Raw genomic sequence first — 25,302 nt, 5'->3', positions numbered from 1 at the left:
TTTTTGTTTGGGGCGCCGCCGAACGGGGTGGCGGTATTTTTGGGGGGGGGGGGGTGGCGGGGTTTACCGGGGAGGGCCGACACCCTTTCACGGGTGCGGGGCCGACGAAGAAGGGCCCCAGACAGGTCAGCCCTTGTGCCACTTCTGGTTGGGGGTGCCGGCGCAGGTCCACAGCTGGAGCTTGGTGCCGTTGCCGGTCCCGTTGTCGGTGACGTCGACGCACTTGTCGGCCAGGGAGCTGACCAGGTCGCCGGCCGAGCTGAGGTAGAACAGCTGGGCGCGGTTGCCGCTGCACTTGGCGACCTGGATCGCGGTGCCGTTGGCGGTGTTGCCCCAGGCCAGGTCCATGCACAGGCCGAGTGAGCGGATGGTGCCGTCCGACTGGAAGACCCACTTCTGCTTGGCCGCGCCCGAGCAGTCCAGGATCTCCAGCCGGGTGCCGTCCCCTCCCGCGTTGGTGACGTCGACGCAGCGGCCGGACGGGTTCCCGATCAGCGCCACGCCGGGGACCGTCGTGGTCTTGGTGCCCCCGCTCGACGAGGAGCCGCCGGAGGAGGACTTCCCGCCCGAGGACGACGACTTGGTGCCGCTCGATTTCGTACCGGACGAGGTGGAGCCCGAGTTCGTGCCGGAGTTCGCGTTCGAACCAGAGCTGACGGAGCCGCCGCCGGACTGCTGCCCGGTCGTGCCGGCGCCCGTGCCGCCGCCGGACCCGGAGCCGCCGGAACCGGTCTTGGCGGGCTTGTGCGAGGGAGTGTGGGACGGCGTCGGTGACGAGGACGAGGACGGCGACTCCGACGTGCTGGACAGCGTTGTCGGATCCCCCGGCGCCACCGCCGCGGCCGGTGTGGTGTCCGGGTCCGGGAAGAGGTCGACATGACTCAGCACCGGTACGGCCACGGCCACGACGACGGTCAGTCCGGCCGCGGCGGCCACGGTCGCCCACACCCGTACCCCCGGCAGCAGCCCACGACGGGGCATGGCGGGACGGTTGGCGAAGGTGTCACTGAAACGTCCCGCCGGATTGCCGGGCCGTTCCGCCGAGGGCCGGGGTTTACGAAGGGGCGGCACGTCGTCTCCTGAAGGTCTCGTGAAGGTCTCGGAACGCCCGGAACGAGCGGGACACAGGAACAGTAACCAAGGGAAGGCCCAGCTCCGGGCGCCTGCCCACGAAGATCCCGCCGAACGTCACCTTCCGTCCACCTATGCGGAGTTGCCTGTGACGAACTTGTTGAAGTCCGCAGCAATGGTGACTTCGGGAACTTCCGTTTTTCGCGCTAGCGTTCGTACCTGAAGCTTTTCACAGTGACACAGAGCAACACCGCACGACAGCACAACAGCACAACCCGACACCGGAAGGCGGAGGCATTGAGCCTCATCGACCATGACCGCGCCGACGGCGCGGACCGGACGCTCGGCCTCCTGCTCGCGGAGCGCGACAGCCTGCGCCGCTTCGTGACCGGCATGATGGGGCGCGACCCCCACGGCGCGGAGGACGTCGTCCAGGAAACCCTGTTGCGGGCCTGGCAGTCGGCCGGCCGGCTGGACTGGCGGGACCGGCCCATCCGTATGTGGCTGTTCCGGGTCGCCCGCAACCTCGTGGTCGACAGCCGGCGCCGGGACCGGACCGTCCCGGTGGGAATCACCGCGGCGGACTTCGGCGGTGCCGGACCGGCACCCGTGCCCGACCACGCCGAACAGGTCGGTGACCGCCGGGTGCTGGTCTCCGCGCTGCGCACCCTCGCTCCCGCCCACCGCGAAGCCGTCGCCCGGGTCCATCTGCTGGGACAGGCCGGCGACGACGTGGCCCGCCAGCTCGGGCTGCCCCCGGGCACGGTCAAGTCCCGTACCCATCACGGCATCCGCGCGCTGCGCGCGACCCTCGAATCCCACGACTGCCACCAGGCCGGAGCAGAGAGACTCCGGGGAGAGACGCGATGACCTCAGACACCATCACCACCCTGCTCGGCCTGGTCGGCCTGCTGGTTCTCGTCTTCGCCGTCACGAGCTGGCTGGTGCGGCGCGGCGGCGGCTGGAAGGCCCTGTGGCGCCGCCTCCGGCGCGAGATCACCCTCACGGTGCGGGCGTTCACCGGTCCGGTCCGCACCGAACTGCGCTACCGGCGCGGACTGCGGCTGCTGGTCCGGCTGCTCCGCGACCCGGCCGTGTGGGCCGACGCCGAGCGGGCCACGGCCCTGGCCGCGTCCGCCCGCCCCGGGGTCCGTCCCTACGGCGTGCTGGCCGGGCCCGAGTGGATGGCCGTGCTGGTCGCGGCGGACGGCGACGCGCTGCGCGAGCCGCCGGAGCCCTGGGCGGCCGACGAGACCGATCCGCGGCTGTGGTGGATCGACCGCGCCGACCTCACGGACGACACCGAGGACCCGGCCGTACCGCTGCTGGTGTGCGTGGGGCACGACATGGGGCACGCCGTGCTGCTCGACGTGCGCTCCGGGCCGCCCGCGCTGTCCGTGTTCGGCCCGCTGCGGGCCGCCCGTACGGCCCGCGCCGTGCTCCAGGCGCTCGCCGCCCAGGTGGACGCCCGGCTGCCCGAGGGCCGGGTCGCCATCGCGGGCGGGGTGCACCCCCGGCATCCGGGGGCGACGGCCACCGCCACCGTCGGGCAGCCCGGCATCGAGGTCGCGGTGTGCGCCGACCCGCTGGAGCGGCCGCTGCCGTCCGGTGTGCGGCTGCTGAGCCTCGGGGTGGCCCGGGGCCGGACCCGGCTCCTGGAGATCGCGCCGGACTCGACGCTCACGGTGCACGGCGCTCCCGCCGCGACCCGGGTCGACGTCCTGCCGCTGTCGCGGGCGGTGGCCCGGACGCTGTCCGCGCTGCCGCCGTGCCCCGACCGCCCGGACGACGAGGCCGCACATCCGCAGGACGTCACCTCCGCCGCCGACCCCGACCTGCTGCCGGACGAGCCCGACCTCGACGCCGGCGCGGCGCCGGTCGCCGAGCCGACCGGTGTCTCGGCCACCCGGCCGGCCCCCGAGTCCGAGCCGGCCGTCGCGCCGGTACCCGCTCCGGCCCCGGCGGCCGAGAGCGACGACGACTTCGCGGAACCGAGCACCTCCGGTGCGGCCGGTGTCTCCGCGAGCTCGCCGCCGGCGCCGTAACCGCCGTACCCGTCCCCTGATTCCGCACGAACGACCGCCCGGCTGGGAGCCGTGAACCTCACCATCACCACCGTGGACGCCACGGACGGACAGCGCCGCGACCACCAGGTCCGGCTGCCCTCGAACGCGACCGTCGGCGATCTCGCCGCCGCCCTGACCCAGGACGAGGCCGCCGCGGGCGGCGCCGACTGGGCCACGGCCGGCGCGCCGCAGGCCCGCAACCTCTACGCCGACGGCCACCGGCTCGACCCCGAGACCCGGGTCTCCGGCAGCGGCATCCGCGACGGCGGGCTGCTCGGGCTCGGCGGCCCGGCCCGCCCGGCCGACCTGGTCCGGGTCCATGACGACAGCGACCAGGACGGTGTCCTCGCCGAGGTGCACATCGTCTCCGGGCCCGGCGCCGGGCGCACCTGGCGGCTCGGCTCCGGCAGCCACGAGATCGGCACCGACCCGCTGTGCGCCCTGCGGCTCGACGCCGGAGACGGGGTACCCGAGTCCGGGCTGTGGGTGACGGTCGGAGCGGACGGCTCCGCGGCCTGGCACCGCACCGACGACGAGCCCGAGGCCACCGTCCGGGCCCGGCTCGCCTCGCCGCCGCCCGACGACGCCATCACCCAGCTGCGCAGGCCCCGCCCCCAGCCGCCGCGGGAACGCCCGGCGGGGCCGGGCCCGGTGCCCTGGCCGGCCGGCGAGGACCTGACCGTGGGTCCGGTGCTGCTGCGGATGAGCGCGCCGGTCGAGGCGGACGCGGCCGTCACCCCGTCCGCCGACGGCTACGGCGTGGACTACAACCGGCCGCCGCGGATCGCCCCGCACCTGGACGCCGAACGGGTCCGGCTGCCGCAGCCGCCGTCGCCGCCACAGAAACGGCCGTTCCCGACCGTGATGATGATCTCCCCGATCGTCCTCGGCCTGTTCATGGTCAGCATCTTCAAGTCGTACTACTTCCTGGTGTTCCTGTTCCTCAGCCCGATGATGATGCTGTCGAACTGGGCGACCGGCCGGCGTGCGGCCCGCAAGCAGTTCCTGGAGTCCGAGCGGGCCTATGAGCAGCGCCTTGACGTCCTTGAGAAGCAGGTCAGGGAGGCGGTCGTCGGCGAGCGCCGGGTCCGCGACAAGACCGGCCCGGACCCGGCGGCCGTCGCCCTGATCGCGACCGGCCCCGGCGGCCGGCTGTGGGAGCGGCGCCGCCGGGACCCGGACCACCTGGTGCTGCGCCTTGGCACGGTGGACCAGCCGTCGGTGCGGGAGCTGGAGGACCCGGCGCGCGACGAGAACCACCGCTCGATCCGCTGGAACATCCCCGACACGCCGATCGGCGTCGACATCACCGCGCACGGTGTCGTCGGCATCGCCGGTCCGGCCGCCGAGGTGCAGCCGCTGGCCCGCTGGCTGGTGGCGCAGGCGGGCGTGCTGCACAGCCCGCGCGACCTGAGGGTCGTCGTCCTGACCGAGCCGGACCGGGTGGCGGACTGGGCGTGGACGCGCTGGCTGCCGCATCTCAAGCCCGGCACGGCCGGCGGTCCGATGGTGCTGATCGGCAACGACCCCGAGTCCACCGCCGCCAGGATGAGCGAACTGGTCTCCCAGGTGCAGGCGCGCCGCCGGCAGGCCGGCAACGACCGTGACGTGGTCTTCACCGACCCCGACGTGCTGGTGATCGCGGACGGCGCCCGGCGGCTGCGTGACGTACCCGGCATGGTCCAGGTGCTGACCGAGGGCCCGCGGGTGCGGATCTTCAGCGTCTGTCTGGACGAGCAGGAGCGGCTGCTGCCCGAGGAGAGCACCGGTGTGGTCCTCGCGGCCGACGGCCGGCTGACCGTGCGCCGCCCCGGCGCGCCCGACCTGCCCGCCGTCCGTGCCGACCGGGTCTCCCCCGAGTGGTGCGAGCAGCTGGCCCGGGCGCTGGCCCCGATCCGGGACGTCAGCCCCGAGCACGACGCCGGACTCCCCCAGCGGGTCCGTCTCCTGGACCTGCTGGAGCAGGAACCGCCGAACGCGCAGGGCCTGTTGGAGCGCTGGCAGCGCGAGCCCGCCAGCACCTCCTTCCTCATCGGCACCGGCTTCGACGGGCCGCTCTCCCTGGACCTGGTGCAGGACGGGCCGCACGGCCTGGTCGCCGGTACCACGGGTTCCGGCAAGTCGGAGCTGCTGCAGACGTTCGTGGCCTCGCTGGCCGCCGCCAACCGGCCCGACGAACTCACCTTCGTGCTGGTCGACTACAAGGGCGGCAGCGCGTTCAAGGAGTGCGCCCACCTGCCGCACACCCTCGGCATGGTCACCGACCTCGACGCCCACCTCGTGGAGCGGGCCCTGGAGTCACTGGCCGCCGAACTCCGGCGCAGGGAGCAGGTGCTGGCCGCCGCCGACGCCAAGGACCATCCGGAGTACCGGGCCAAGCGGGCCGCCGATCCCTCGCTGGCGCCGCTGCCGCGGCTGCTGCTGGTCATCGACGAGTTCGCCACCCTGGTCCGCGAGGTCCCCGACTTCGTCCCCGGGCTGATCAGCATCGCCCAGCGGGGCCGCTCGCTCGGCATCCATCTGATCCTGGCCACGCAGCGGCCGGCCGGTGTGGTCACCGGTGACATCCGCGCCAACACCAACCTGCGGATCGCACTGCGGGTCACCGACCAGACCGAGAGCCAGGACATCATCGACGTCAAGGACGCCGTCGACATCTCCACCGCCACGCCCGGCCGGGCCCTGGTGCGGCGCGGACCGCGGCAGGCGGATCCGTTCCAGACCGCCTGGGTGGGTGCCGAACGCCCCCGGGAGAACCCGGCCGCCGCGGCCGAGCCGGAGGCCGGTCCCCGCAAGCCCGTCCGTTCGGTGGACGTCGGCTGGGACGCGCTCGGCCGCCCCGCCGAACTCCCCGCGGAGACCCGGACGGTGTCCGCCTCGGCCCCGCAGGGCCCGGCACCGACCGACCTCCAGGTCCTCGTCGAGGAGATCCGCTCCGCCGCCGACCTGCTCGACGACTTCACCCAGCAGCCCAGCCCCTGGCTGCCGCCGCTCCAGCGGCAGCTGGTCCTGGACGACCTGGACGAGCTCGGCGCCACCCGCGACGGCCGACTGGTCATCCCCTACGCCCTGGAGGACGTCCCGCAGCTCCAGCAGCGCCGGGTCGCCGTCGCCGACCTCACCACCTTCGGGCACCTGTACATCATCGGCGCGCCGCGCTCCGGGCGTACCCAGGTGCTGCGGACCGTCGCCGGTTCGGCGGCCCGGGTGGCGAGCACCGCCGACGTGCACCTGTACGGCATCGACGCGGGCGGCGGCGGCCTCACCGCCGTCGGGGCGCTCCCGCACTGCGGCGGGGTGGTCTCCCGGCACGACCTGGAGCGGCTCGGCCGGATGCTGCGCCGGCTGAACCAGGAACTGACCGAACGGCAGGACCTGGCCCAGACCCACAGCGCGACCGGCATCGCGGAGCTGCGCCGGCTGCTGCCGAAGGCCGAACGGCCGGCGCACATCATGCTGCTGATCGACGGCTGGGACTCGTTGCAGGTCATCCTCGACGAACACGACCACGGCCAGTTGCTCCAGGAGGTCATCCGGCTGATGCGCGAGGGTGCCGCCGCCGGCATCCATGTCGTCGCCACCTCGGAACGCTCGCTGCTGGGCGGGCGGATGGCCGCGCACAACGACCACAAGCTGCTGCTCCGCCAGGGCGACCGCAGCGACTACCAGGCCGTCGGCATGATGCCGAACAAGATCCCGGCCGACATCCCGCCCGGCCGCGGCTGGCATGTGCTCAGCGGCACCGAGACCCAGGTGGCGCTGCTCGCCGCCGGCGGCGGTACCGAGCAGGCGGAGGCGCTGCGCTCGATCGGCGAGAGCGCCCGCAAGCGGGATGCCCAGGTGCCGGAGGCCCGGCGGCCGTTCCAGGTGGCCGTGCTGCCGCGCTCGGTGGAGTTCGCCGAGGCCTACGAGAAGGTCCAGGCGGACCGGCGGCGGCCGCTGTGGGGTCTGATCGGTGTCGGCGGCGACGACGGCGGCCCCGTCGGCACGGACCTGGCCGGTACCGCCTCGGCGTTCGGGGTGTTCGGCCCGGCCGGGTCGGGGCGCAGCAACACCCTCGCCTCGATCGCCGTGTCGCTGCTGGCCGGCGGCACTTCGCTGGTGGTGCTCACCCCGCGTGAGTCGCCGCTGCGCGCCCTGGACCGGCATGCCACCGCCACCGTGCTCACCGAGAGCGACCCCTCGGCCGACACCGTGCGGGCGGCGCTGGACGCGCTGCCCGGACCGCGGGTGGTGATGATCGACGACGCCGATCTGATCACCAACTCGGCGGCGGACAAGCTCCTCAAGGAGCTCGCCGTATCCGGCCGTGACCAGGGTCTCGGTCTGGTCTACGCGGCCTCGGCGGAGGGCTTCCAGAGCGGCATGAGCGGCTGGACCCTCGCCGCCCGGCGGGCCCGGAGCGGTCTGCTGCTCGCGCCGAAGAACCTGTCCGAGGGCGATCTGGTCGGCCTGCGTCTGCTGCCCAGCGTGGTGCGGGCGGCCACGCACCCGGGCCGGGCCTGGACGGCCGGTCCCGGCGGCACCCTGCTCGCCGTCCAGGTGCCGCTCACACCGCTGCGCGCCTGACCGGCACGGCGGACAGCGAAAGGGCCTCCCCGGAAACTCCGGGGAGGCCCTCGCCGTACTACGTCTCGTCGTACTACGGGAGTTACGAGTTGTTCTGCAGGCTGCTGCTGATGCCCTGGTCGAACTGGATCGCGTTCTCCTTGATGCCGTTGAACATCTCCGAGAAGTCGTTGATGCCCTTCACGGCGGCCAGCAGGCTGGTGTCGAAGTTGTTGTAGGTCGTCCGGATGACCTCGCTGGACTGCTGGAACACCATGCCGTCGTCGACGAGGGTGTTGACCCGGTTGCGCAGGTTGCTGAGCACCGGCAGCAGGTTCTCGTGGGCGTCGTGCAGCAGGCTCACGACCTCCTCGATCTTGTGGTAGTCGAGGTTGATGCCGTTGTAGCTGGCCATGGGGTTCCTGTCCGTTCCTGTCGGTCTCGATGGGGTGAAGGGGTTGCTGGTCCGCTATTCGACGACCGGCGGGTTGTCGGACGGGTCGCCGTCCCCGCTGTCGTCGTCGCCGCCCACCTTCGTCCAGTCCGGCTGGTTGCCGTTGGCGTCCTTGGGGCCGCGGGTGTACTCGGTGCGGTCGCCGTCACTGCCGGTGGTGACCATCGAGCCGCTGCCGTCGGAGTTGAGGTTGGTCTCCGAGTGGACGGTGCTGCCGTCCGGGTAGGAGGTGTCCGTGGTGTAGTGATTGCCGTCGCTGGAGTAGTTGGTGACCGAGGTGTACGTCTTGCCGTCGTAGGTGACGGTGGACTCCTCCTTGATCACATGACGCTGGTCGTCGAGCGTGAGGTGGGTGTGGACGCTCCCCCGCTCGGTGTTGATCGTCTGGTCCAGCGGCGGGTTCCCGGGGTCGGTGGCCGAGCAGAAGTCCGGCATCGTGCCGTCCGGACCGGGGACGCACTGGTCGAGGTGGGACTGCTTGTAGTCCCACAGGTCCTTGTCCCGGAAGTAGTTCTGCAGGCCCAGGTTGCTGCCCGTGATGCCCATGCCCTGGGCCAGTTCGGAGTCGAACGACAGGAACGCCTCGCCCACCGAGCCGAAGGCGCCCGCCAGTTCCTTGAGGCCCTTGTCCGCGTGGGACATGGTGCTGCTCGCGTTGGAGTAGAAACCCGAGAGCGCGTCGGCCAGGGTCTGGTCACCGAGGACCGTCAGGGCTTCGCTGGAGGTGTATCCGTCGTAGTCCGTCTGGCCCAGCCGGGAGAACGTGCTGTTGTCGAGGAGCGGACCGATGTCGCCGGCCAGGTTCTCCAGGTCCCGTTTGGCGTCGTTGAGGACGTTGTATTCGATTTTCAGGCCATCGGCCATGCGTGGGCCTCCCAGTCGCAACTCCGGTCAGTTGGACCACGCCACACACGCCTCGCCGGTTCACCCCGGGCGGCGGCTGTAACCCAGATCACGTGAACCGCGGCGGCCGCTGTGGCGTGGTCACTTGGGGAGTAACCGCCCCGAGCCCCGCAGCTTCCGGGAGGAACTCGTATGCCACGCCCGACCGACTGGAACGCGATCGGGCTCGACAGCGACCCCACTCCGGGCGAACCCGATCAGATCCGGACGCTGTCCACCGAGCTCAACAACCTCGGCTCCGAGGCGCGGCGGATCAGCACGGCGATCGACGCGGTCATGAACACCGCCGGGGACAGCGTCTTCGTCGGCGAGGCCGCCAACGCCCTGCGCGGCAAGGTCAACGACCGGCTGCGCGGGCACGTCGAGGACGTGGCGCAGTCCTTCGAGAGCGCGGCGACCGCGCTGAACACCTGGGCGGACAAACTCGTCGACCTGCAGTCACGCGCCGACGGCGCGCTCAACTCGGGCCGGGGACTGTCCGAGGACGACCCGAACCGGGAGACCTACGCCTCCACGGCCCGGCAGGCCGGCACCGAGCACGGCGAGGGCGCCTCGGCCGCGGCCGGCAGCATCTCGGGCGTCTCCAACATCCAGCTGCCGATCTCCGAGTGCCAGCTGTTCTGGGAGGCGTTCCAGTGGCTGGCGATCATCCTGATCGTGCCGGCGCTGATCTTCGGCGGTCCGATCGCGCTGCTCGCCCTCGGCGTCAACCTGACCCTCTTCATCAAGACCATCGTCGACTTCGCCAACGGCAACGCCAGCTTCCTGGACCTCTTCCTCGCCGGACTCGGCATCCTGGCGCCCACCACCAAGGCGCTGCCGATCTTCCAGATCATCAAGGGCGTCGCGACGAGCGCGTTCGCCAAGGGCTTCGCCAACATCGCCCGGGGAACCTTCCAGGCCCTGCGCAACCTGTTCACCAACGGCTTCCGCCCCACCACCCTGCTGCTCGGCCTGAAAGACCTGGTCAAGCTGGGCAGCACCTGGGTCTACAAGGGCGGCCTGTGGGTGCTGGACGGCATCCACAACCTGCCCGGCATCATCGGCCGCGGGGTCAACTCGGCCGGTCTGACGATCGTGCAGGGCATCAAGGGGATCCCGGGGTTCGTGCGCGGGCTGCCCGAGACGTTCTCCAAGGGCTGGCAGGCGACCAAGACCTGGGTGGGCCAGGAGTTCGGCGGCACCAAGTGGCTGCGGATCTTCCTACCGGTGGACGCGGCGGAGATCGGCGAGTACGGCTTCGCGCGCGCCCTGCGGATCAGCCTCTTCGACCGCGGTGTGCTCGGGCAGCACGTCTTCGGCGCCCCGATCACGGGTGCCGTCGGGCGGACGATCAGCTCGGTCCCGGTCGACCCGCGTACCGTCGACGCGCTGGTCGACATGCCGCGTATCCAGCTGAACGAGGTGCGGTTCGGGGCGGGTTCGGGTCAGAGCAGTATCCGGAACCTCGACCTCAACCTGCCCAGCACGCATCTGGACGTCACCTCGACCCTGCGTCCGCCGTCCCTGAACCTGGGTGACGTGGGCGCCATCGCCCACCGCGGCAATTTCGGCGTGCACGCGGCGCGCACCGTGGACGCGCTGGTCGACATGCCCCATGTGCAGCTCGGCAACGTCCACGTGGAGAACTTCGGCGCGCTGGGCGGGCGTTCGGACGTCGGGGTGAGCGTGGGTGCCACGCCGACCGTCACCACCGCCTCCGGTCTCCACCTGCCCGCGTCGGCCGGAGTCCCCGGCGCCACCCACGGCCTCACCAACACGCCGGTCACCGGCGTCACCGGCGGTGCCCACACCACGCTCACCGGGCTGCACCCGACGCCCACGAACCTGACGTCCACCGCCGACGTGCTGCTGCCGGGCGGGGCGCACAACGGCACGCACGTGCCGGGTACGACCGTGCTCACCGGCACCCACGCCACCCCGCCGCCGGTCGCCGGCACCCTCGGCGACATCTCCACGGGCAACCCGGCCGCGGTCACGCTGCACTCCGCGCTCACCGGCAACCCGGGCGTCGGCGCCGTCCACGCGCCCGGCACGCCCGGCCTCGGCACCGTCCACACCACCCTGACGGGCACCCCCGGCACGAACGTGGCGCACACCGCGCTCGACTCGACCCCGACGCCCGGCGCCCCGCACGACGTGACGGCGCCCCACAACCTGCTCACCGGCCCCACCACGGTGACCCACCCGTCCCCGACCGGCATCGGGCACGGCGGGCCGGGCGGCGTCGACGCCGGGACGTCGGCCTTCGACCTGCTGGCAGGCACCCGCCACAGCACGCCCAACACCCCCGTGGCCCCCGGCACCGGCAACGCCCTGGCCGACCGCACCACCAGCGCCCTGACGGCCAACCAGACCCGGCTGCACCTCGACGAACTGGTCCAGAGCCCCGGCACACCGCACCCCGGCACACCGCCGCAGCAACTGCTGCACAACACGCCCACGACGCCCCCGGTCAGCCCGGAGCGGCTCACCACGAACCCGGCGGGCGTCACCACCCCGGACCGGCTCACGACCGGCCCCGGGAACGCCGGCACCCCCGACCGGTTCACCGGCAACGGCGCCCCGCACGACCCGGCGCCCGTCTCCCCCGGCGGCTCCGGGCACCCGGGCGCGCACGGCAACAGCGCCGCCCTCGACCTCGTCGACACCGGCCGCAGCGCCCGCACCACCGACAGCCCCGCCTTCGCCGGCGCGCCCACGCACACGGACGCCGACAAGGGCCTGGCCGGCTCGGCCACCGGCACCTCCGCGCATGTCCCCCAGGACCTGCCGACCCACGCCGCCCCCACCCCGCCCGGGACCCACACCCCGCTGCCGGGTCACTCCTCTCCCACGCCGGCCGCCCACACCGCCGACACCACCGGCGCCTTCGACGATCTCCTCAAGGACCCCAACGTCGTCAAGGTCCCGGGCAACCACGAGCTCGCGGTCAAGGCACCGCGCGGCGGCACACCCGAACTCCACGGCGGCGCCGTCGAGTCGGGCCTGTACACCGTGGAGAAGCAGGGCATGGGCTTCGTCGTACGGCAGCTGGACGCCGTCGGCGGGACCGTGGTGCACAGCTGGACCTTCAAGCGGCTGGGCGGCATCCGGCTCGCCGAGGAGACCGTGCGGTTCGGCGACGGCCCGTTCGGCGGGGTGAGCGTCAAGGTCGCGGGCAAGTCCGTGGACTCCGTGAGCGACGGCGCGGGCACCTGGCCGGCGAAGCTGAGCGGCGAGGACGAGATCGTCGTCGCCTCGACCTCCGGGAGCCATGTCTACAGCCGGTCCACCGGCGACCTGCTGCGCTCGTCCACCCCGGACGTCACCCTGCCCCAGCGCCCGGCCGGGCTCACCGGTACGTCCGCGGACAGCTGGGACGCCGCCGCCCACGCGGCCCGCGGCCACATGGGCAGGGCCGCCGGCGACAACGAGACCAAGCTGTTCATGCAGGGCGTCATCGGCGGCGCCTTCACCTCGAAGAAGGGGTACGGCGGCTTCGTCAACCCGAGTGCCCTGGAGGCCAATCCGGGCCTGGTCGGCAAGGTCAAGCAGTTCAACAAGGTCGCCGGTGACCTGATGTTCGAGGGCCCCAACCAGCGCATGACCGTCTGGCGGGGCGTGTCCATGGACCCGCGGGCGGCGCAGGCCGAGGTGTTCGTGGAGCGGCTGCCCGCCTCGACCTCCAACAACCGCGCCTTCCAGGCGGAGTGGGCGAAGAACGGCGTCAACAGCAACCGCGTCGTCTTCGAGATCGACGTACCGGCCGACCACGGCAAGCTCGCCATGGCCTACCCGCCCGGCTACAACAAGGCCGCCGACGACGCCCTCGCGCTCAACCAGGACCAGTGGGAGATCACCCTCTCGCCGACCCGGCTGGTGCGGACCGGGCCGGCCCGGGTCGAGGACGGCATCACGGTCGTCCCCGTGCGCGCCGAGCAGATCCCGGAGAGCCGACTCGAAGGGCTCATCAACGAGAAGTGGTCCGGGCTGCAGTCGGGCGAGGCGTTCGAGGACTTCGGCCGCGCCTTCGGGCAGGACGCGATGCGCCGCTGGGAAGGGCTCGGCGACGCGGTCGTACGGGAGGGCGGGGACGGCCCGAACGTGAAGACGTTCACCGTCGGCAGGCCCGGCTACCCGGACGAGATGACCGTCACGGTCACCCACAAGGTGGACGACAACGCGGTCTCCGTCACGATCACGGGCGGCGACCGCACCTTCACCAAGGAGTGGAGCGGCACCGGCTTCAACGACCTCGCCGCGGACCTGCGCGGCCACGTCCTCCACAACAACGAACTGCTCAGCTCCCTGCCGACCCCCACGTCATGGGGCAGGGAACTCCCGACCCCGAGCCACTCCACCCCGCACACGGACGCGACCGTCCCGACTCCCACCCGGGGCACACCGGACACGGAGACGGGCGTCCCGGCGACCACCCACACCACTCACGACACGGAGACGGCCGTACCGGCCGCGGTGCGCGGGACCCCCGACACGACGCCCGCTCCGCGGCCGGACAGCCCGCACGCCGGTGGCGGCCAGGAGCTGCCAGGGCGGGGAACCCGGCTCACCCCGGCCCAGATCGAGGAGGCCTGGTTCCGGGACGGACAGCGCGTCGACGCGTTGTTCGGACACGCGGACGACCCGCTGCGCCAGGCCCGCCGCGAGGCCTGGCGGGACCATGTCCAGGCGCGCTACGACCTGGGCCGCTCCGAGGACCTGCTGCCGCACAACGGCCACGCCGGCAACTCCCACGGCCCCACCGCCGCCGAGATCAACGCCCGCAACAACGTCGACATCGCGCGGCAGCAGTACGACGCCACCCACAGCCGTCTGACCGAACTCGGCGTCGACCCGGTACGCATGGAGGCCGACCTCTCCGCCCTGCGCGAGCTCAGCCTGAAGGAACGGCCCCGCGCGCTCGGCGGCACGGTCCTGCCCGCCGACAACGCGACTCCCCCGCCCGCCCACACCGCTCCGGCCGTCCACGGTGAGACGCAGGCGGCCACCTCCGTGACGCCTCCCCAGCGGCTGGCCGAGATCCTCGGCGAGCACACCGAGGCACAGCGCGGCCTGCACCAGGCCGAGATCGACCTCGCCAACGCCGGCACCAAGCAGCGCACGGGCGCGGTGGACGCCCTGGCCAAGGCGAACGAGGAGGCGACCCAGAGCACGGTCCGGCTGGACGAGGCCATGACGCAGGCACTGACCGAAGGCCGGCTGTCGCAGCGTGACCTCAACCTGCTGGTCGACCAGTTCGCCGGAGCCGGTGACATCCAGCGAGCCCTGCGCCTCCAGGAACACGCCCTGCAGCTGGACACCCAGGCCCGCAACGCCCCCGACGCCGCCCGCTCGGACCAGTTCATCAGGACCGGCAAGGAGATCCAGGACCAGTCACTCGGCCTGCGCGAGCTCACCCGGCGACTGGAGAACCTGGTCAAGGCCGGCAAGAAGACCCCGCAGGAACTCCAGAGCCTCGCCCAGACCCTCGACAAGGCCGCCCACACCCTCGACGCCTCCCTCCAGGGCTTCGTCAAGGACGCCGCCGAGCTGGGCGGCACCTACACCCTGCGCAACCAGCACACCCCCGTCTCCACCGTGGCCCACCAGCTCGCCAGGATGGTCGACGAGGCCGTCACGGCCGCCAAGCCGGGCGAGTCCGTCGCCCTCAAGGGCTTCCTCGGCACCGAGGCCTCGATCACCCGCCTGCAGCGCGACATGCCGGCCATCGCCCGCCGCTTCCGCACCGACAAGGCGTACGCCGACGTGCCCACCGGCCTGCAGTGGAAGGCCGAACTGCCGGGCTCCCAGGCCCAGTGGAAGCAGGTCTTCGACGACTTCGAGGACTTCGACAAGCTCTCCAGGTCCCAGCAGACGGAGTTCGTGCAGAAACTGTCCGAGCGGAACATCACGCAACTGCGCCAGGACGTCGACGACCTCCTGAAGAATCTGCCGCCCACGGAACGCGCGCAGTTCGACAAGCTGCTGGCCGGCCTGGAGAACCTGCCCTACCGCATCAAGCACGCGACTCCGGCCTACCACGCCATCGCCAACAGCGGAGTGATGTCCTCCCAGGGCGACCTGGCCCGACGGGGCATCAGATTCCTCGCCTCCGGCAAGAGTTCGGCGAAGAACACCTCCAACCTGGGCAACGACGACTTCGTCTTCTTCCGGATGGAGGCCGGCGACAAGCCGATGGCGACGCGGTACGGGCCGACCACGCTCGTCTTCGACGCCAAGGTCCTGGAGGAGAAGGGCGGTTGGGTGTCGCTGCACGACCAGCTGCACCCGCTGGACCGCGAGACGATGCGCGACCTGAAGTTCGGCGACGACACCGTCCGCAGCGCCAAGTACGACGACGGTTTCGACGCGATGGGCAAGCGGGCCCGCTGGACGTACGAGTACCCCAAGGGCGGCGGCGACCCCCGCGCGGTCTCCTTCGACCAGGAGGTCTTCCACGGCGCGCACGTCCAGGAAGCGCTCGCCCTGTCGGTGGTGCGCGAGGTGCACCGGATCGGCGGCGGCTTCAAGGACGACGTCCTCAAGCTCGTCCAGGGGCCGGTCGATGCGGAGCAGCTGGGCTCGGTCGTCTCCAAGCTGTACCGGCCCGAGGCCAAGTTCGGCTCCGGGCTGCCCATCAACCCGTTCGCGAGCCATGTCGAATCCGAGTGGCCGAAGCCGCTCATGGTCCACGACGCGGACGGCGACGGGCGCTATCTCGCGGACGGGACGGTGGACCCGGCCGCGCGGGCCGCGGGCAAGGCGTTCGACGAGGCGTCCGACAAGCTGCGCCAGGCCGACAACGCCGTCGGCAGCGGCAACAGGAAGGCGCAGCGCTACAACCTCAACAAGGCGCAGCCCCTGGCCGAGCAGTCGGTCAAGCTGACCCAGGATTTCCACGACATCGCCGAGGGGGCCCGCAAGGGCATGGCGAAGGGCCTGCTCGACGAGCGCGTGAAGCTTCTCGACAACATCAACGGGCGTATCGACGCGCTGAAGCACCAGCCCGATCCCGACGCGGTGAAGGCGCAGCCGGGGCCCTCCACGGGGACGGCTCAGCCCTCGTCGTCCAGGCCGGTCAAGGTGGCCAGGCCCGCGGCCACGGCGGGGCCGGAGGAGGCGCTGCTGAAGGAGCTGCCGCAGCACCTGGAGAAGGCGCTGGGCGACGCGATTCCCGGCATCACCGACGACATGAAGAAGATGGCCCGGGTGCTCGCCAACTCGGACGGTTCCCGCGCTCTCAAGGACTCCCGCAGGGACGCCCAGACCCAGAAGGCGGTCGGCCTCGGCAAGGACGACTTCAGCTCGGCGTTCGCGGGTCTCAGGAACGCGGATCTGGTGCGGGGTGACAAGACGGGCCTCCACCTCACCGACAAGGGTCAACGGCTGCTGCTGCCCCCCAAGGCCGACAGCGGAACCCCGGCGCCGCCGCTCTCCACCACGACCGACGTCCACCTGCCCCCGCCGCACGCCGAATCCTCGCTCGCCCCCACCCGGCTCGCCCCCGAGACCAAGCCGCCCACACTCACCACGGACGCCACCACGGCCCACCTCGTCGACACCGACACCCCGGCACCGCACCACATCGACACCGACTCCCCCACCCCCCACCGCGCCGACGCGGGCGACACCACCCCGCTCCCGCCGAACAACGGCACGCGGCTCGGTGACTCGGTCATCGACACCAACGCGCCCGCACCCCACCACATCGACCCCCACTCCCCCACCCCCCACCGCGCCGACACCGACACGACCCCGCCGCGCCTCGACGACACCGGGACCACCGCCCCCCACCCCGCCACCGACAAGTCGCCTGCCACCCACCCGATCGACACGGAGACCGCACCGACCCACCTCGGCGACACCGACACCACGCCGGCGCGCCTCATCGACACGGACACCACGCCTGCGCGTCTCACCGACCAGGACACCCCACCGGCACGTCTCACCGATACCGACACCGAGACCGCACCGGCCCACCCCCTCGACACCGACACCACCCAGCCGCGCCCGATCGCCAACGACTCGGCCGCGCTGCACCTCGTGGACACCGAGCACCTGGCACCGCACCTCGACGACATCCGCTCGGCGGCTCCTCACCACGCCGACACGTCGGCCGCACCCCACCGTGGCGACACGGGCGACTCCGCCCCGCTCCCGCCGAACAACGGCACGCGGCTCGGTGACTCGGTCGTCGACGACCTCCTGCGAGGGCCCGAGCGGCCGGGCCGGCCCACGCCCCACACCGACGCCACCCCGCACACCGCGCCGGCCACCGTCGGTCGCGCGGCCGAACCGGACCTTCTCGACCGGGCCACCGTCCGGAGCCACACCGCCACCCCGACCGGAATCCGGTTCCGCTCGCAGATCCACCCCGTGGACCGCGCGCTGGACGCGTTCCGCCGCATCCCCGCCGATCAGTTGGCGCGGCGTGCGGATGCCCTCGACCGGCTGGCCATCGCCGCCGAGACCTTCCTGGACGCCCGCCCGCAGTCGGCCCGGCGGGCCGGCGTGGACGCGCTGCTGAACCAGGTGCGGGCCGAGTCGAACGCCTACCGTCTGCTGGACGACTTCGACCGCCTCGGGCCCGCGGGCGGGCTCGGTGACCGGGCCAGGGCCGTCGTCTCCGCCGGTGGTGCGAGCCCGGCGACCCACGCCCGGGTCGACCAAGCACTCGGCGACATCGAGCGGTTCGAACGGCAGAACGACGCCCTCGGTCTCCTGGACACGGGTACCACGCCCCCACCCCGGCCGGTCCAGACGGCCCGCGACACCACCTGGGCCGCCGACCGGTCCACGGGCGTCGCCCGGGTCCTCGGCCCCGAGGGACGGCCGTGGCGCACGGGCTGGGAGGAGCTGACCGCCGCCCGGCAGGAACTCGGCGACGCCCGGGCGCAGCTCCGGCAGCCGGGCGACGCGAGCACCTCGCAGGGTGTCAGTTCCGTCGACGACCAGCTGCGTCACCGCGCCGAGTCCGCCGAGGACCGTTTCAACACGGCGTTCCACAACCTGCGGGACGACGCCGCCGACCCGAAGAAGATCCAGGCCGCGATCGGCGAACTGGACGCCGACGCCACCCGGCGCGGCGCGACGCTCGGCGCGGGCGAGTTCGACGACCTGCCCGACGAGGTCCCCGTCACGCTCGCCCGGATCGAGCTGGCCGACTCCGGGGTCGCCGGCCCGAACGGCTTCACGATCGTGGTCGCCACCCCCGCGGAGGGCAACGCGACCCTGCGGCTGGTCGACCGGCAGCTCGACGCCGTTCCCGGCCGCACCGTCACCCCCGGCCCGAACGGCGGCTTCCAGGTGCGGCGCACGGACCTGGACACCGTCACGACGTACAACGGCAACGGCGACCGGATCGCCGAGGACATCCCGATCCGGCACGCCGACGACACGCCCACGGGCCGGCGTCTGGACATGCGTCTCGACGGCCGCGGCCGTCCCGATCACATCACCGTCACCGGTCCCGGCTCTCAGGGGCTGGTCGCCGAGCCGCTGCCCGGCGGCGAGGTACGGGTCACCGACTTCGGCACCGGCCGCACGGCCCGCGTCGACGCGCACGGCCGCCCGGTCGACGAGGGAATCCGGCTCACCGCCCCGACCGACGCTCCCGAGGACCACGTGGTCCTGGTCACCGACAACGCGGGCGCCCATGTCACCGACCTCGGCGGCAACCGTTTGCCGGTGCGGGTGGACGACCTGGGTGCCGGGAACGGGGTGCGGATCACCGACGACACGACCGGCGTCTCCGTACGCCATGACGGTCAGGGCCGGTTCCAGGAGGGGGGTGTCTCCCTCACCGACCCGCAGGGCGGACGCGGCGGGCGGTTCCTGGCCGAGCTGGGCGACGGCCGGTACGTCGTGACCGACACGGCCGGCGTCCCCCAGGCCGGGACGGTCACCCGGCTGCCCGACGGGGCCGGGTTCCGGGTCACCGACGAGGCGACCGGCACCACCACGCGGTACACCGGCGAGGGCGTCTTCCAGGACTCGGGCCGGGCCCTGTTCGAGGGGCCGACGGGCGGGCGCGCCGACCGGATCGCCGTACCGGACGGTGCCGGCGGCCGGCGGCTCACCGACACCGCCGGGAACCCGCTGCCGGAACGCGTCATCGAGGTCGGCGGCGGTCGGCTGCGCACGATCGACGACGTCACCGGTCGGTCCACGCTCTACGACGGGCACGCCCGCCCGGCGGGTACCTCGACGGCACTGACGGACCCGGCGGGCGGGCCGCGCGGCGGCCGGTTCGTCGAGCCCGACGGGGCCGGCGGTCACCGGCTCACCGACGCCTACGGCCGCCCGCTGCCCGACACGGTCACCGCCCTGCCCGGCAACGGCGGTTTCCGCACCGTCAACGCCGGCGGCCACCACACCTTCGGGGCCGACGGTGTCCACACCGGCGACGGGCTGCGGCTGACCGGGCGCGGCGGGGACACGGTCGGGCATCTGGACCGTCCGCTGGGTGCGCCCGAGCGCTGGCTGGACGCCGGCTTCGCCCCGGACCCGGCGCACACGGTCGCCGTCGACCCGGGCGGCCGTATCCGGGTCACCCGGCCGACCGACGTCGTCCAGACCTTCGACCAGGGCACCGGCCGGTTCCTCGGGGAACGGGTGCCGCTGCCCGGCGGCGGTCACCGCAGCACCGAGGCGCTGCCCGCGGGGTACGGGGAACGCTTCGTCGTCACCGAGACCGCGGCCGACGGGCGCTTCGGCGGCGGTTGGCTGGAGAACACGGCCGGTGCGCGTCTCGACCACTGGAACGTCGGCCGCAGCGAGGGCGATCTGCGGATCGTGTTCCAGCAGCACGGCAGCCCGCGCAACGGCGAGTTCCTGGTGCTCGGCGCCGACGGCCGCCCGGTCCGGCAGGGATTCAGGGTGCTGGACAACGGCCGGCCGACGGACTTCACCTATGTCCTCGACCACGGGCGGCGGACCTGGACGCGCACCGACGGCCGGGGCATCGCCGGCACCGGCGCCTTCCACCACGGCACCGCCGACCTCTCCGGGATCGGGGGCGGCCGGATCCGGCTGCTGGGTTCGACCAAGGCGAAGGTCCCGGTCTTCGAGCGCCGGGCACTGCCCGGGGCCGGCGGCGATGTCGTCGACTCCTTCCGCCGTACCGACACCATCGCGTTCGCCCGCACCAACCCCCGTACGCACTGGGTGCGTTGGGACGAGAACAGCGGCGCCCCGGTCGGCACCGGCAGCCGGCACCACGACACGGCCGGCAGCGGCTGGCGGGACGCCGACGGCTGGGGACGGACCGTGCGCGAGTACCGCGACGGGCTGCAGAAGTTCGACGGCAGTGCCGGGCACACCCTGGGCGTCCGGACCGACGACGGCACCTGGACCTGGCACCGTTACGACGGCGCGGGCAAGGAGATCGCCTCGGGTCCCCGTACGCCGGAGCGCGTCGGCGGCGGCTGGACCGACCGCACCACGGACGGCCGGGTCGCCCAGCAGCAGTGGGGCATGGCCGAATGGCCCGAGCGGGCCGGCCAGTACCAGGAGCACGCCCTGAACCCGGACGGCACGCTGCGCGGCACCTGGGAGCGGCACTCCCCGCACGGCAAGGAGGTCGGCAAGCACGAGGCGTTCGGCGACGGCTTCCTGACCACGGACCGCTGGCGCGAGCAGCGCCCGCCGACCTGGGTGCGCACCCGCTGGCTGACCGGCGCCGAGCACACCCGGCCGCCGTACGCGCATGTCCGGGGCGACGACACCTACCAGATGTTCACCTGGAGCAAGGAGGCGAACGACGGCACCGTCGCCGCCTCCGGCGTGCGCTACGTCGGCATGGACGGCAGCGCCCTGGACCTGGCCGCCGACGGGAGTTTCGCCCGGTTCAGCGGCAAACTGCACGACGGCACCTCCCTGAAGGTCGGCGACCACGCCGCGCGCCCCGGCCACGCCCCGACGAACCCCACCGACCAGCCCTGGCAGGCCGGCAACGTCAGGGGCTACCGCGAACCGCTCGCGAACGACCCGGCGGGCAGGCTCTGGCAGGACGTGTACCAGGACGCCGGCGGCACCACCCGGATCGCCCGCGAGGGACTGCCCGGCGGGGTCGTCCGGGAGTACACCGGCCTGCCGGAGAACCGCTTGTGGGTCGAGCGGGACCCGCACGGCAACCTCGTCGGCCTCAGTCACGCCAAGCCGAACCAGCCCGACCATGTGATCCAGGGTTCCGGCCGCGCCGGCTCCGGCCGCTGGACCTGGCGCGAGCTGGACGCGAACGGCGCCGAGGTCGCCACCGGCGAGCGTGAGTTCTTCCGCGGCTCCACCGACTCCCGGCTGCCCTGGGACGACTCCTACCGGGACTTCGACGCGGGCGGACAGCTGGTCCGCGAGCGCCGGATGCTCGACTCGGGCAACCACGTGGACGCCTGGCGCGACACCAACGGCTGGTGGACCGCTAACGTCTTCAAGCGCGACGGCACGGCCCTCGACCCGGCCCTGGCCAACCAGGTCCGCCGCTGGTGGCACGACGGAACCTGGCAGGAGCAGTGGGCGCCGGGCGCCCGCCACTTCCGTGACTCGCTGCCCGGCACCGGCCAGGGCGCCCCCACCGTCCTGCGCGAGACCCCGCTGCACAACGGCGGTCCGGTGCGGGTGCGGACGTACGACACCGGTGCCGGCACGCCGGGTTCGGTGTGGAAGGAGTACGACCACGGCAGCGTGGTCCGCGAACGGAAGGCGGACGGCGGCGGGTTCCTGGAGACCGACGCCTGGCGCGGCCAGTGGAACCGCTACGACGACCGGGGCACCCTGGTCGCCCAGCGCACCGACAACGGGCTGGTGTTCGAGCGGGACAGCTTCGGCCGTATGCGGCTGACCGGCAACGAGTACGACTTCCGGGGCGCGCTCACCGAGATCCGCGGCTGGGGCCGTACGACCCGTGAGGCGCAGCGCATGCCCTGGTCCGGCACCGTCCTGCCGGACGGCAACGCGGCTCTGCGCGAGGCGCGTTACGAGCCGTACTGGCAGAGCGTGGCCAAGAAGGCGGCGCTGGAGTTCGGTCAGGAGTTCATCCTGGAGTTCGGTGCGAACCTCGCCGTCAACGGGATCGTGGCCGCCGTCCAGAACAAGCCGTTCACCGGCAAGGACGCGCTCAAGTCGTTCGCCAACGCGGCGGTCGGCGCGACCATCAAGACCGGACTGAGCACCGCGGTGCACGAGAACCGGGCCCTCGGGTTCGAGAATCTCGGCAAGTTCAAGGCCGGCATCGCCAACGTCGACGGCGGCAAGCCGTGGACCCGGCGTCCGCTGAACCACGACAAGACCTGGGCCAACGAGTGGGCGGGCAACGAGACGCCGACCCGCTGGCGGGGCGGTATCTACGACTACTCGTTCGGTGTCTTCAGCAGCGCGCTGTCCGGCTGGGTCAACGGCAGTATGAACGCGGCCGTGTGGGGCGTGACCAACGCCGACGGCCAGACCGTGAAGCTGCACGGCGGGGACGCGCTCTGGGAGGGCGGGATCAACGCCGCCGCCTCGGTCACCACGGCCGCCACCACCGGACTGGTCAAGAACGTGTTCGTGATGAGCGCGGGCAGCCGGCTCTTCCACCGCCAGGGCTTCGCCGACTTCTGGATCCAGCTACCCTTCAAGATCTTCGAGAAGTCGATCCAGTCGCTGTACCTGACCAGCACCTACCGTGCGAGCATCAATCCCACCTATTACCAGGCACCATGATCGGGACAGCGGCGATCACCGAGACTTGAGGAACGTAGATGACCACCCGTCACACCGTGGCGCCCAAGGGTCAGGGCGGCCGGGGCGCGTACCGGACCATCGGCGAGGCGATACGCGCCGCCTCGCCCGGCGATCTGGTGGTGATCGCCCCCGGCACCTGGACCGAGAACCTGGTCCTGGACCGCGCGGTCGTGCTCACGGCGGAGCACGGCCGGGGCAGCGTCGTGATCGCGGCGCCGCCCGGGGAGGCGCCCGCGGTGACCGTGGACGGACCGGACTGCGCCCTGCACAACATCACCGTGTGGGGCTCCGACGCGGGCCGGCCCGCCGTGAGCGTGTCCCCCGGCGCCGGGCTGGTCCTGGAGGAGTGCTCGGTGGAGGGCGGCCGGGTGCAGGCGAAGGGCCCGGACGACGAGGAGGGCGGTACGACGGCGGTCGTGCTGCGCCGCTGCCGTCTGGAGGGCGCCCGGCTGGCCGGCCTGCATCTGGCCGGGGGTGTCCGGGCACGGGTGGAGGACACGGCGGTCACCGGCGTCGACGGCACCGGCGTGGTGCTGTCCGGCACCGCGAGCCTGGACGCCGTACGCCTGCGCCTGGAGCGCACGACCGGGTCCGGGGTGCGGCTGCGCGGCCGGTCCCGGCTGCGGCTGACCGACTCGGTGCTGGCGGGCAGCGGCCGGGCGGGACTGCTCCTCGAGGACGCCACCGAGGCCACCGCCGGGGAGTCGCGCATCGAGACGCCCGGGGCGGCGGGGGTGCATCTGACCGGGTCGGCGCGTGCCGAGCTGACCGACTGCAAGATCCGCGGGGCGGCCGCCAGCGGGCTGGTGGTGCAGGAGACCGCGCGGCTCAGCGCGTCCGGCTGCTTCGTGGCCGACGCGGGCGCCAACGGGCTGCTGGTGACGGGTGCGGGCGAGGCGGACCTGGCGGACTGCCGGATCGACCGCAGTGCCTTCAGCGCGGTCCACCTGGCCGGTACGGCCGTGGGGCGGCTCGCCGACTGCCGGGTGCGCGGCGGCTCCGAGCACGGTGTGCACGCCACCGGCGAGGCCCGGATCGAGCTGACCGACTGCGGGATCATCGATGTCGCGATGACCGGGGTGAGCATCCTGGAACGGGCGGTGGCTACGCTCACCGGCTGCCGGGTCGCCGGGTCCGCCGCCGGGATCGGCATCGGCTCGCCCACCGGCAGCACGGTCGCCGACTCCACGGTGACCGGCACGAAGGAGATCGGCGTCCAGGTCGCCAAGGGCGCCGCCGCCTCCCTCGCCGGGATCCGGATCAGCGGCGCCGGGGCGGCCGGGCTGGTGGTCGACGAGGGCGCCGAGGCGACGGTGAACGGGGGCTGGGTCGAGAACTGCGCGGGCTCCGGTGCCGTCGTCTGGACCGGCGCCAGGCCGGAGATGACCGGGCTGCGCATCGACCGGCCGGGCAAGAACGGGGTGTTCCTGGCGGAGGGCGCGGGCGGCACGTTCACCGGGCTCGACGTCACCCGCGCCGGCTTCCCCGCCCTGCATGTCGCCGCGGGGGCCGACCCGGTGTTCCGGCATTGCCGGGTCCGTGACTGCACCGAGGCGCTGGGCACCGACGACGGCGCGAAGCCGGTCCTGGAGGACTGCACGGCCGACGGCGCCCCGCTGACCTTCGGCACCCCGGCCGCGGCGCCGGCGAACGGCACTCCCGGGACGGCGCCCTCCCCCAGGGCCTCGAAGTCCGCCGGCGCCGACGCCGAGGAGCCGGAGGAGGAGAACCTGGAGGACCTGCTCGGCGAACTCCACGAACTGGTCGGCCTGGACCGGGTCAAGCAGGACGTCGGCTCACTGGTCAAGCTCATGCAGACGGTCCGCCGCCGCGAGGAGGCCGGGCTGCCGGCCCCGCCGCTCAGCCGCCACCTGGTGTTCGCCGGCAACCCCGGCACCGGCAAGACCACCGTGGCCCGCCTCTACGGCCGTCTCCTCAAGGCCCTCGGCCTGCTGCGCCGGGGCCATCTGATCGAGGTCGACCGTACGGCGCTGGTGGGCGAGTACGTGGGCCACACCGGCCCGAAGACCACCGCCGCCTTCACCCGGGCGCTGGGCGGTGTGCTCTTCATCGACGAGGCCTACTCACTGGCCCCGGCGCTGGCGGGCAACGACTTCGGCACCGAGGCGGTGGCGACCCTGGTGAAGCTGATGGAGGACCATCGCGACGACGTGGTGGTCATCGCCGCCGGCTACCCCGGTGACATGCACCGCTTCATCGGCTCCAACCCGGGCCTCGCCTCCCGTTTCGGCCGCACCCTGCTCTTCGAGGACTACGAGTCCGCCGAACTGGTCTCGATCGTGGAGTTCCAGGCCGGACAGCACCGCTACGAGCTGACGCCCACGGCCCGCACCGAACTCCTCGCCCTCTTCCAGGCCATGCCCCGGGGCGAGGGCTTCGGCAACGGCCGCTCGGCCCGCCAGATCTTCCAGGAGATGACCGAGCGCCAGGCCCAGCGGGTGGCCGAGCTGACCGCCCCGACATCGGAGGAGCTGATCAGCCTGGAAGCCCACGACCTGCCCCACCCGGCCGCACGCTGACGGCGCCGGCGCCGGGCAC

At 72.9% G+C, this 25,302-nt stretch carries 8 protein-coding genes; 5 read left to right on the top strand and 3 right to left on the bottom strand.

All coding sequences use genetic code 11. The annotated features are described in order from the left end of the window. Positions 1-126: 126 nt before the first annotated feature. Complete coding sequence (locus tag ACFWXC_RS27415) at positions 127-981, bottom strand: ricin-type beta-trefoil lectin domain protein (RefSeq protein ID WP_384482890.1); 855 nt, start codon at positions 979-981, stop codon at positions 127-129. 387 nt (positions 982-1,368) lie between these two features. Between ACFWXC_RS27415 and ACFWXC_RS27410 the strand changes: the two genes are divergently transcribed. Genes ACFWXC_RS27410 through ACFWXC_RS27400 form a run of 3 tightly spaced genes read left to right on the top strand, consistent with a single transcriptional unit; the run spans position 1,369 to position 7,706 of the window. Beyond that, positions 1,369-1,941, top strand: a complete 573-nt coding sequence (locus ACFWXC_RS27410) for a sigma-70 family RNA polymerase sigma factor (protein WP_384482888.1) — start codon at positions 1,369-1,371, stop codon at positions 1,939-1,941. Next, a complete protein-coding gene (locus ACFWXC_RS27405) occupies positions 1,938-3,116 on the top strand; it encodes a hypothetical protein (protein ID WP_384482886.1) in 1,179 nt (392 codons plus the stop codon). Before ACFWXC_RS27410 ends, ACFWXC_RS27405 begins: the two co-directional genes overlap by 4 nt. A gap of 51 nt (positions 3,117-3,167) precedes the next feature. Next, positions 3,168-7,706 carry an FtsK/SpoIIIE domain-containing protein gene (locus tag ACFWXC_RS27400; RefSeq protein ID WP_384482884.1) on the top strand — a complete coding sequence of 1,513 codons (4,539 nt, stop codon included), beginning with the start codon at positions 3,168-3,170 and terminating at the stop codon, positions 7,704-7,706. A gap of 82 nt (positions 7,707-7,788) precedes the next feature. Here ACFWXC_RS27400 and ACFWXC_RS27395 read toward each other — a convergent pair whose 3' ends face one another. Beyond that, positions 7,789-8,100 carry a hypothetical protein gene (locus ACFWXC_RS27395; protein WP_046730425.1) on the bottom strand — a complete coding sequence of 104 codons (312 nt, stop codon included), beginning with the start codon at positions 8,098-8,100 and terminating at the stop codon, positions 7,789-7,791. A 54-nt stretch (positions 8,101-8,154) separates the two neighbouring features. Then, on the bottom strand, positions 8,155-9,003 hold the full coding sequence (locus ACFWXC_RS27390; RefSeq protein WP_384482882.1) for a hypothetical protein: 849 nt from the start codon (positions 9,001-9,003) through the stop codon (positions 8,155-8,157). Between the two features lie 171 nt (positions 9,004-9,174). Here ACFWXC_RS27390 and ACFWXC_RS27385 point away from each other — a divergent pair, with 171 nt between their 5' ends. Continuing rightward, on the top strand, positions 9,175-22,722 hold the full coding sequence (locus tag ACFWXC_RS27385) for a hypothetical protein (protein WP_384482880.1): 13,548 nt from the start codon (positions 9,175-9,177) through the stop codon (positions 22,720-22,722). Between the two features lie 38 nt (positions 22,723-22,760). After that, complete coding sequence (locus ACFWXC_RS27380) at positions 22,761-25,283, top strand: right-handed parallel beta-helix repeat-containing protein (RefSeq protein WP_384482878.1); 2,523 nt, start codon at positions 22,761-22,763, stop codon at positions 25,281-25,283. Positions 25,284-25,302: the final 19 nt, after the last annotated feature.

Source organism: Streptomyces sp. NPDC058683 (assembly GCF_042716195.1).
GTDB lineage: Bacteria > Actinomycetota > Actinomycetes > Streptomycetales > Streptomycetaceae > Streptomyces.
Note: the sequence above shows the minus strand (reverse complement) of the source record. Positions and strands in the feature narration are given on the sequence as shown.

What these genes read in the sequence shown, in the direction of transcription:
- ACFWXC_RS27415 (WP_384482890.1), bottom strand. Translation starts at nt 981, where the DNA reads ATGCCCCGTCGTGGGCTGCTGCCGGGGGTACGGGTGTGGGCGACCGTG.
- ACFWXC_RS27405 (WP_384482886.1), top strand. Translation starts at nt 1,938, where the DNA reads ATGACCTCAGACACCATCACCACCCTGCTCGGCCTGGTCGGCCTGCTG.
- ACFWXC_RS27395 (WP_046730425.1), bottom strand. Translation starts at nt 8,100, where the DNA reads ATGGCCAGCTACAACGGCATCAACCTCGACTACCACAAGATCGAGGAG.
- ACFWXC_RS27390 (WP_384482882.1), bottom strand. Translation starts at nt 9,003, where the DNA reads ATGGCCGATGGCCTGAAAATCGAATACAACGTCCTCAACGACGCCAAA.
- ACFWXC_RS27385 (WP_384482880.1), top strand. Translation starts at nt 9,175, where the DNA reads ATGCCACGCCCGACCGACTGGAACGCGATCGGGCTCGACAGCGACCCC.
- ACFWXC_RS27380 (WP_384482878.1), top strand. Translation starts at nt 22,761, where the DNA reads ATGACCACCCGTCACACCGTGGCGCCCAAGGGTCAGGGCGGCCGGGGC.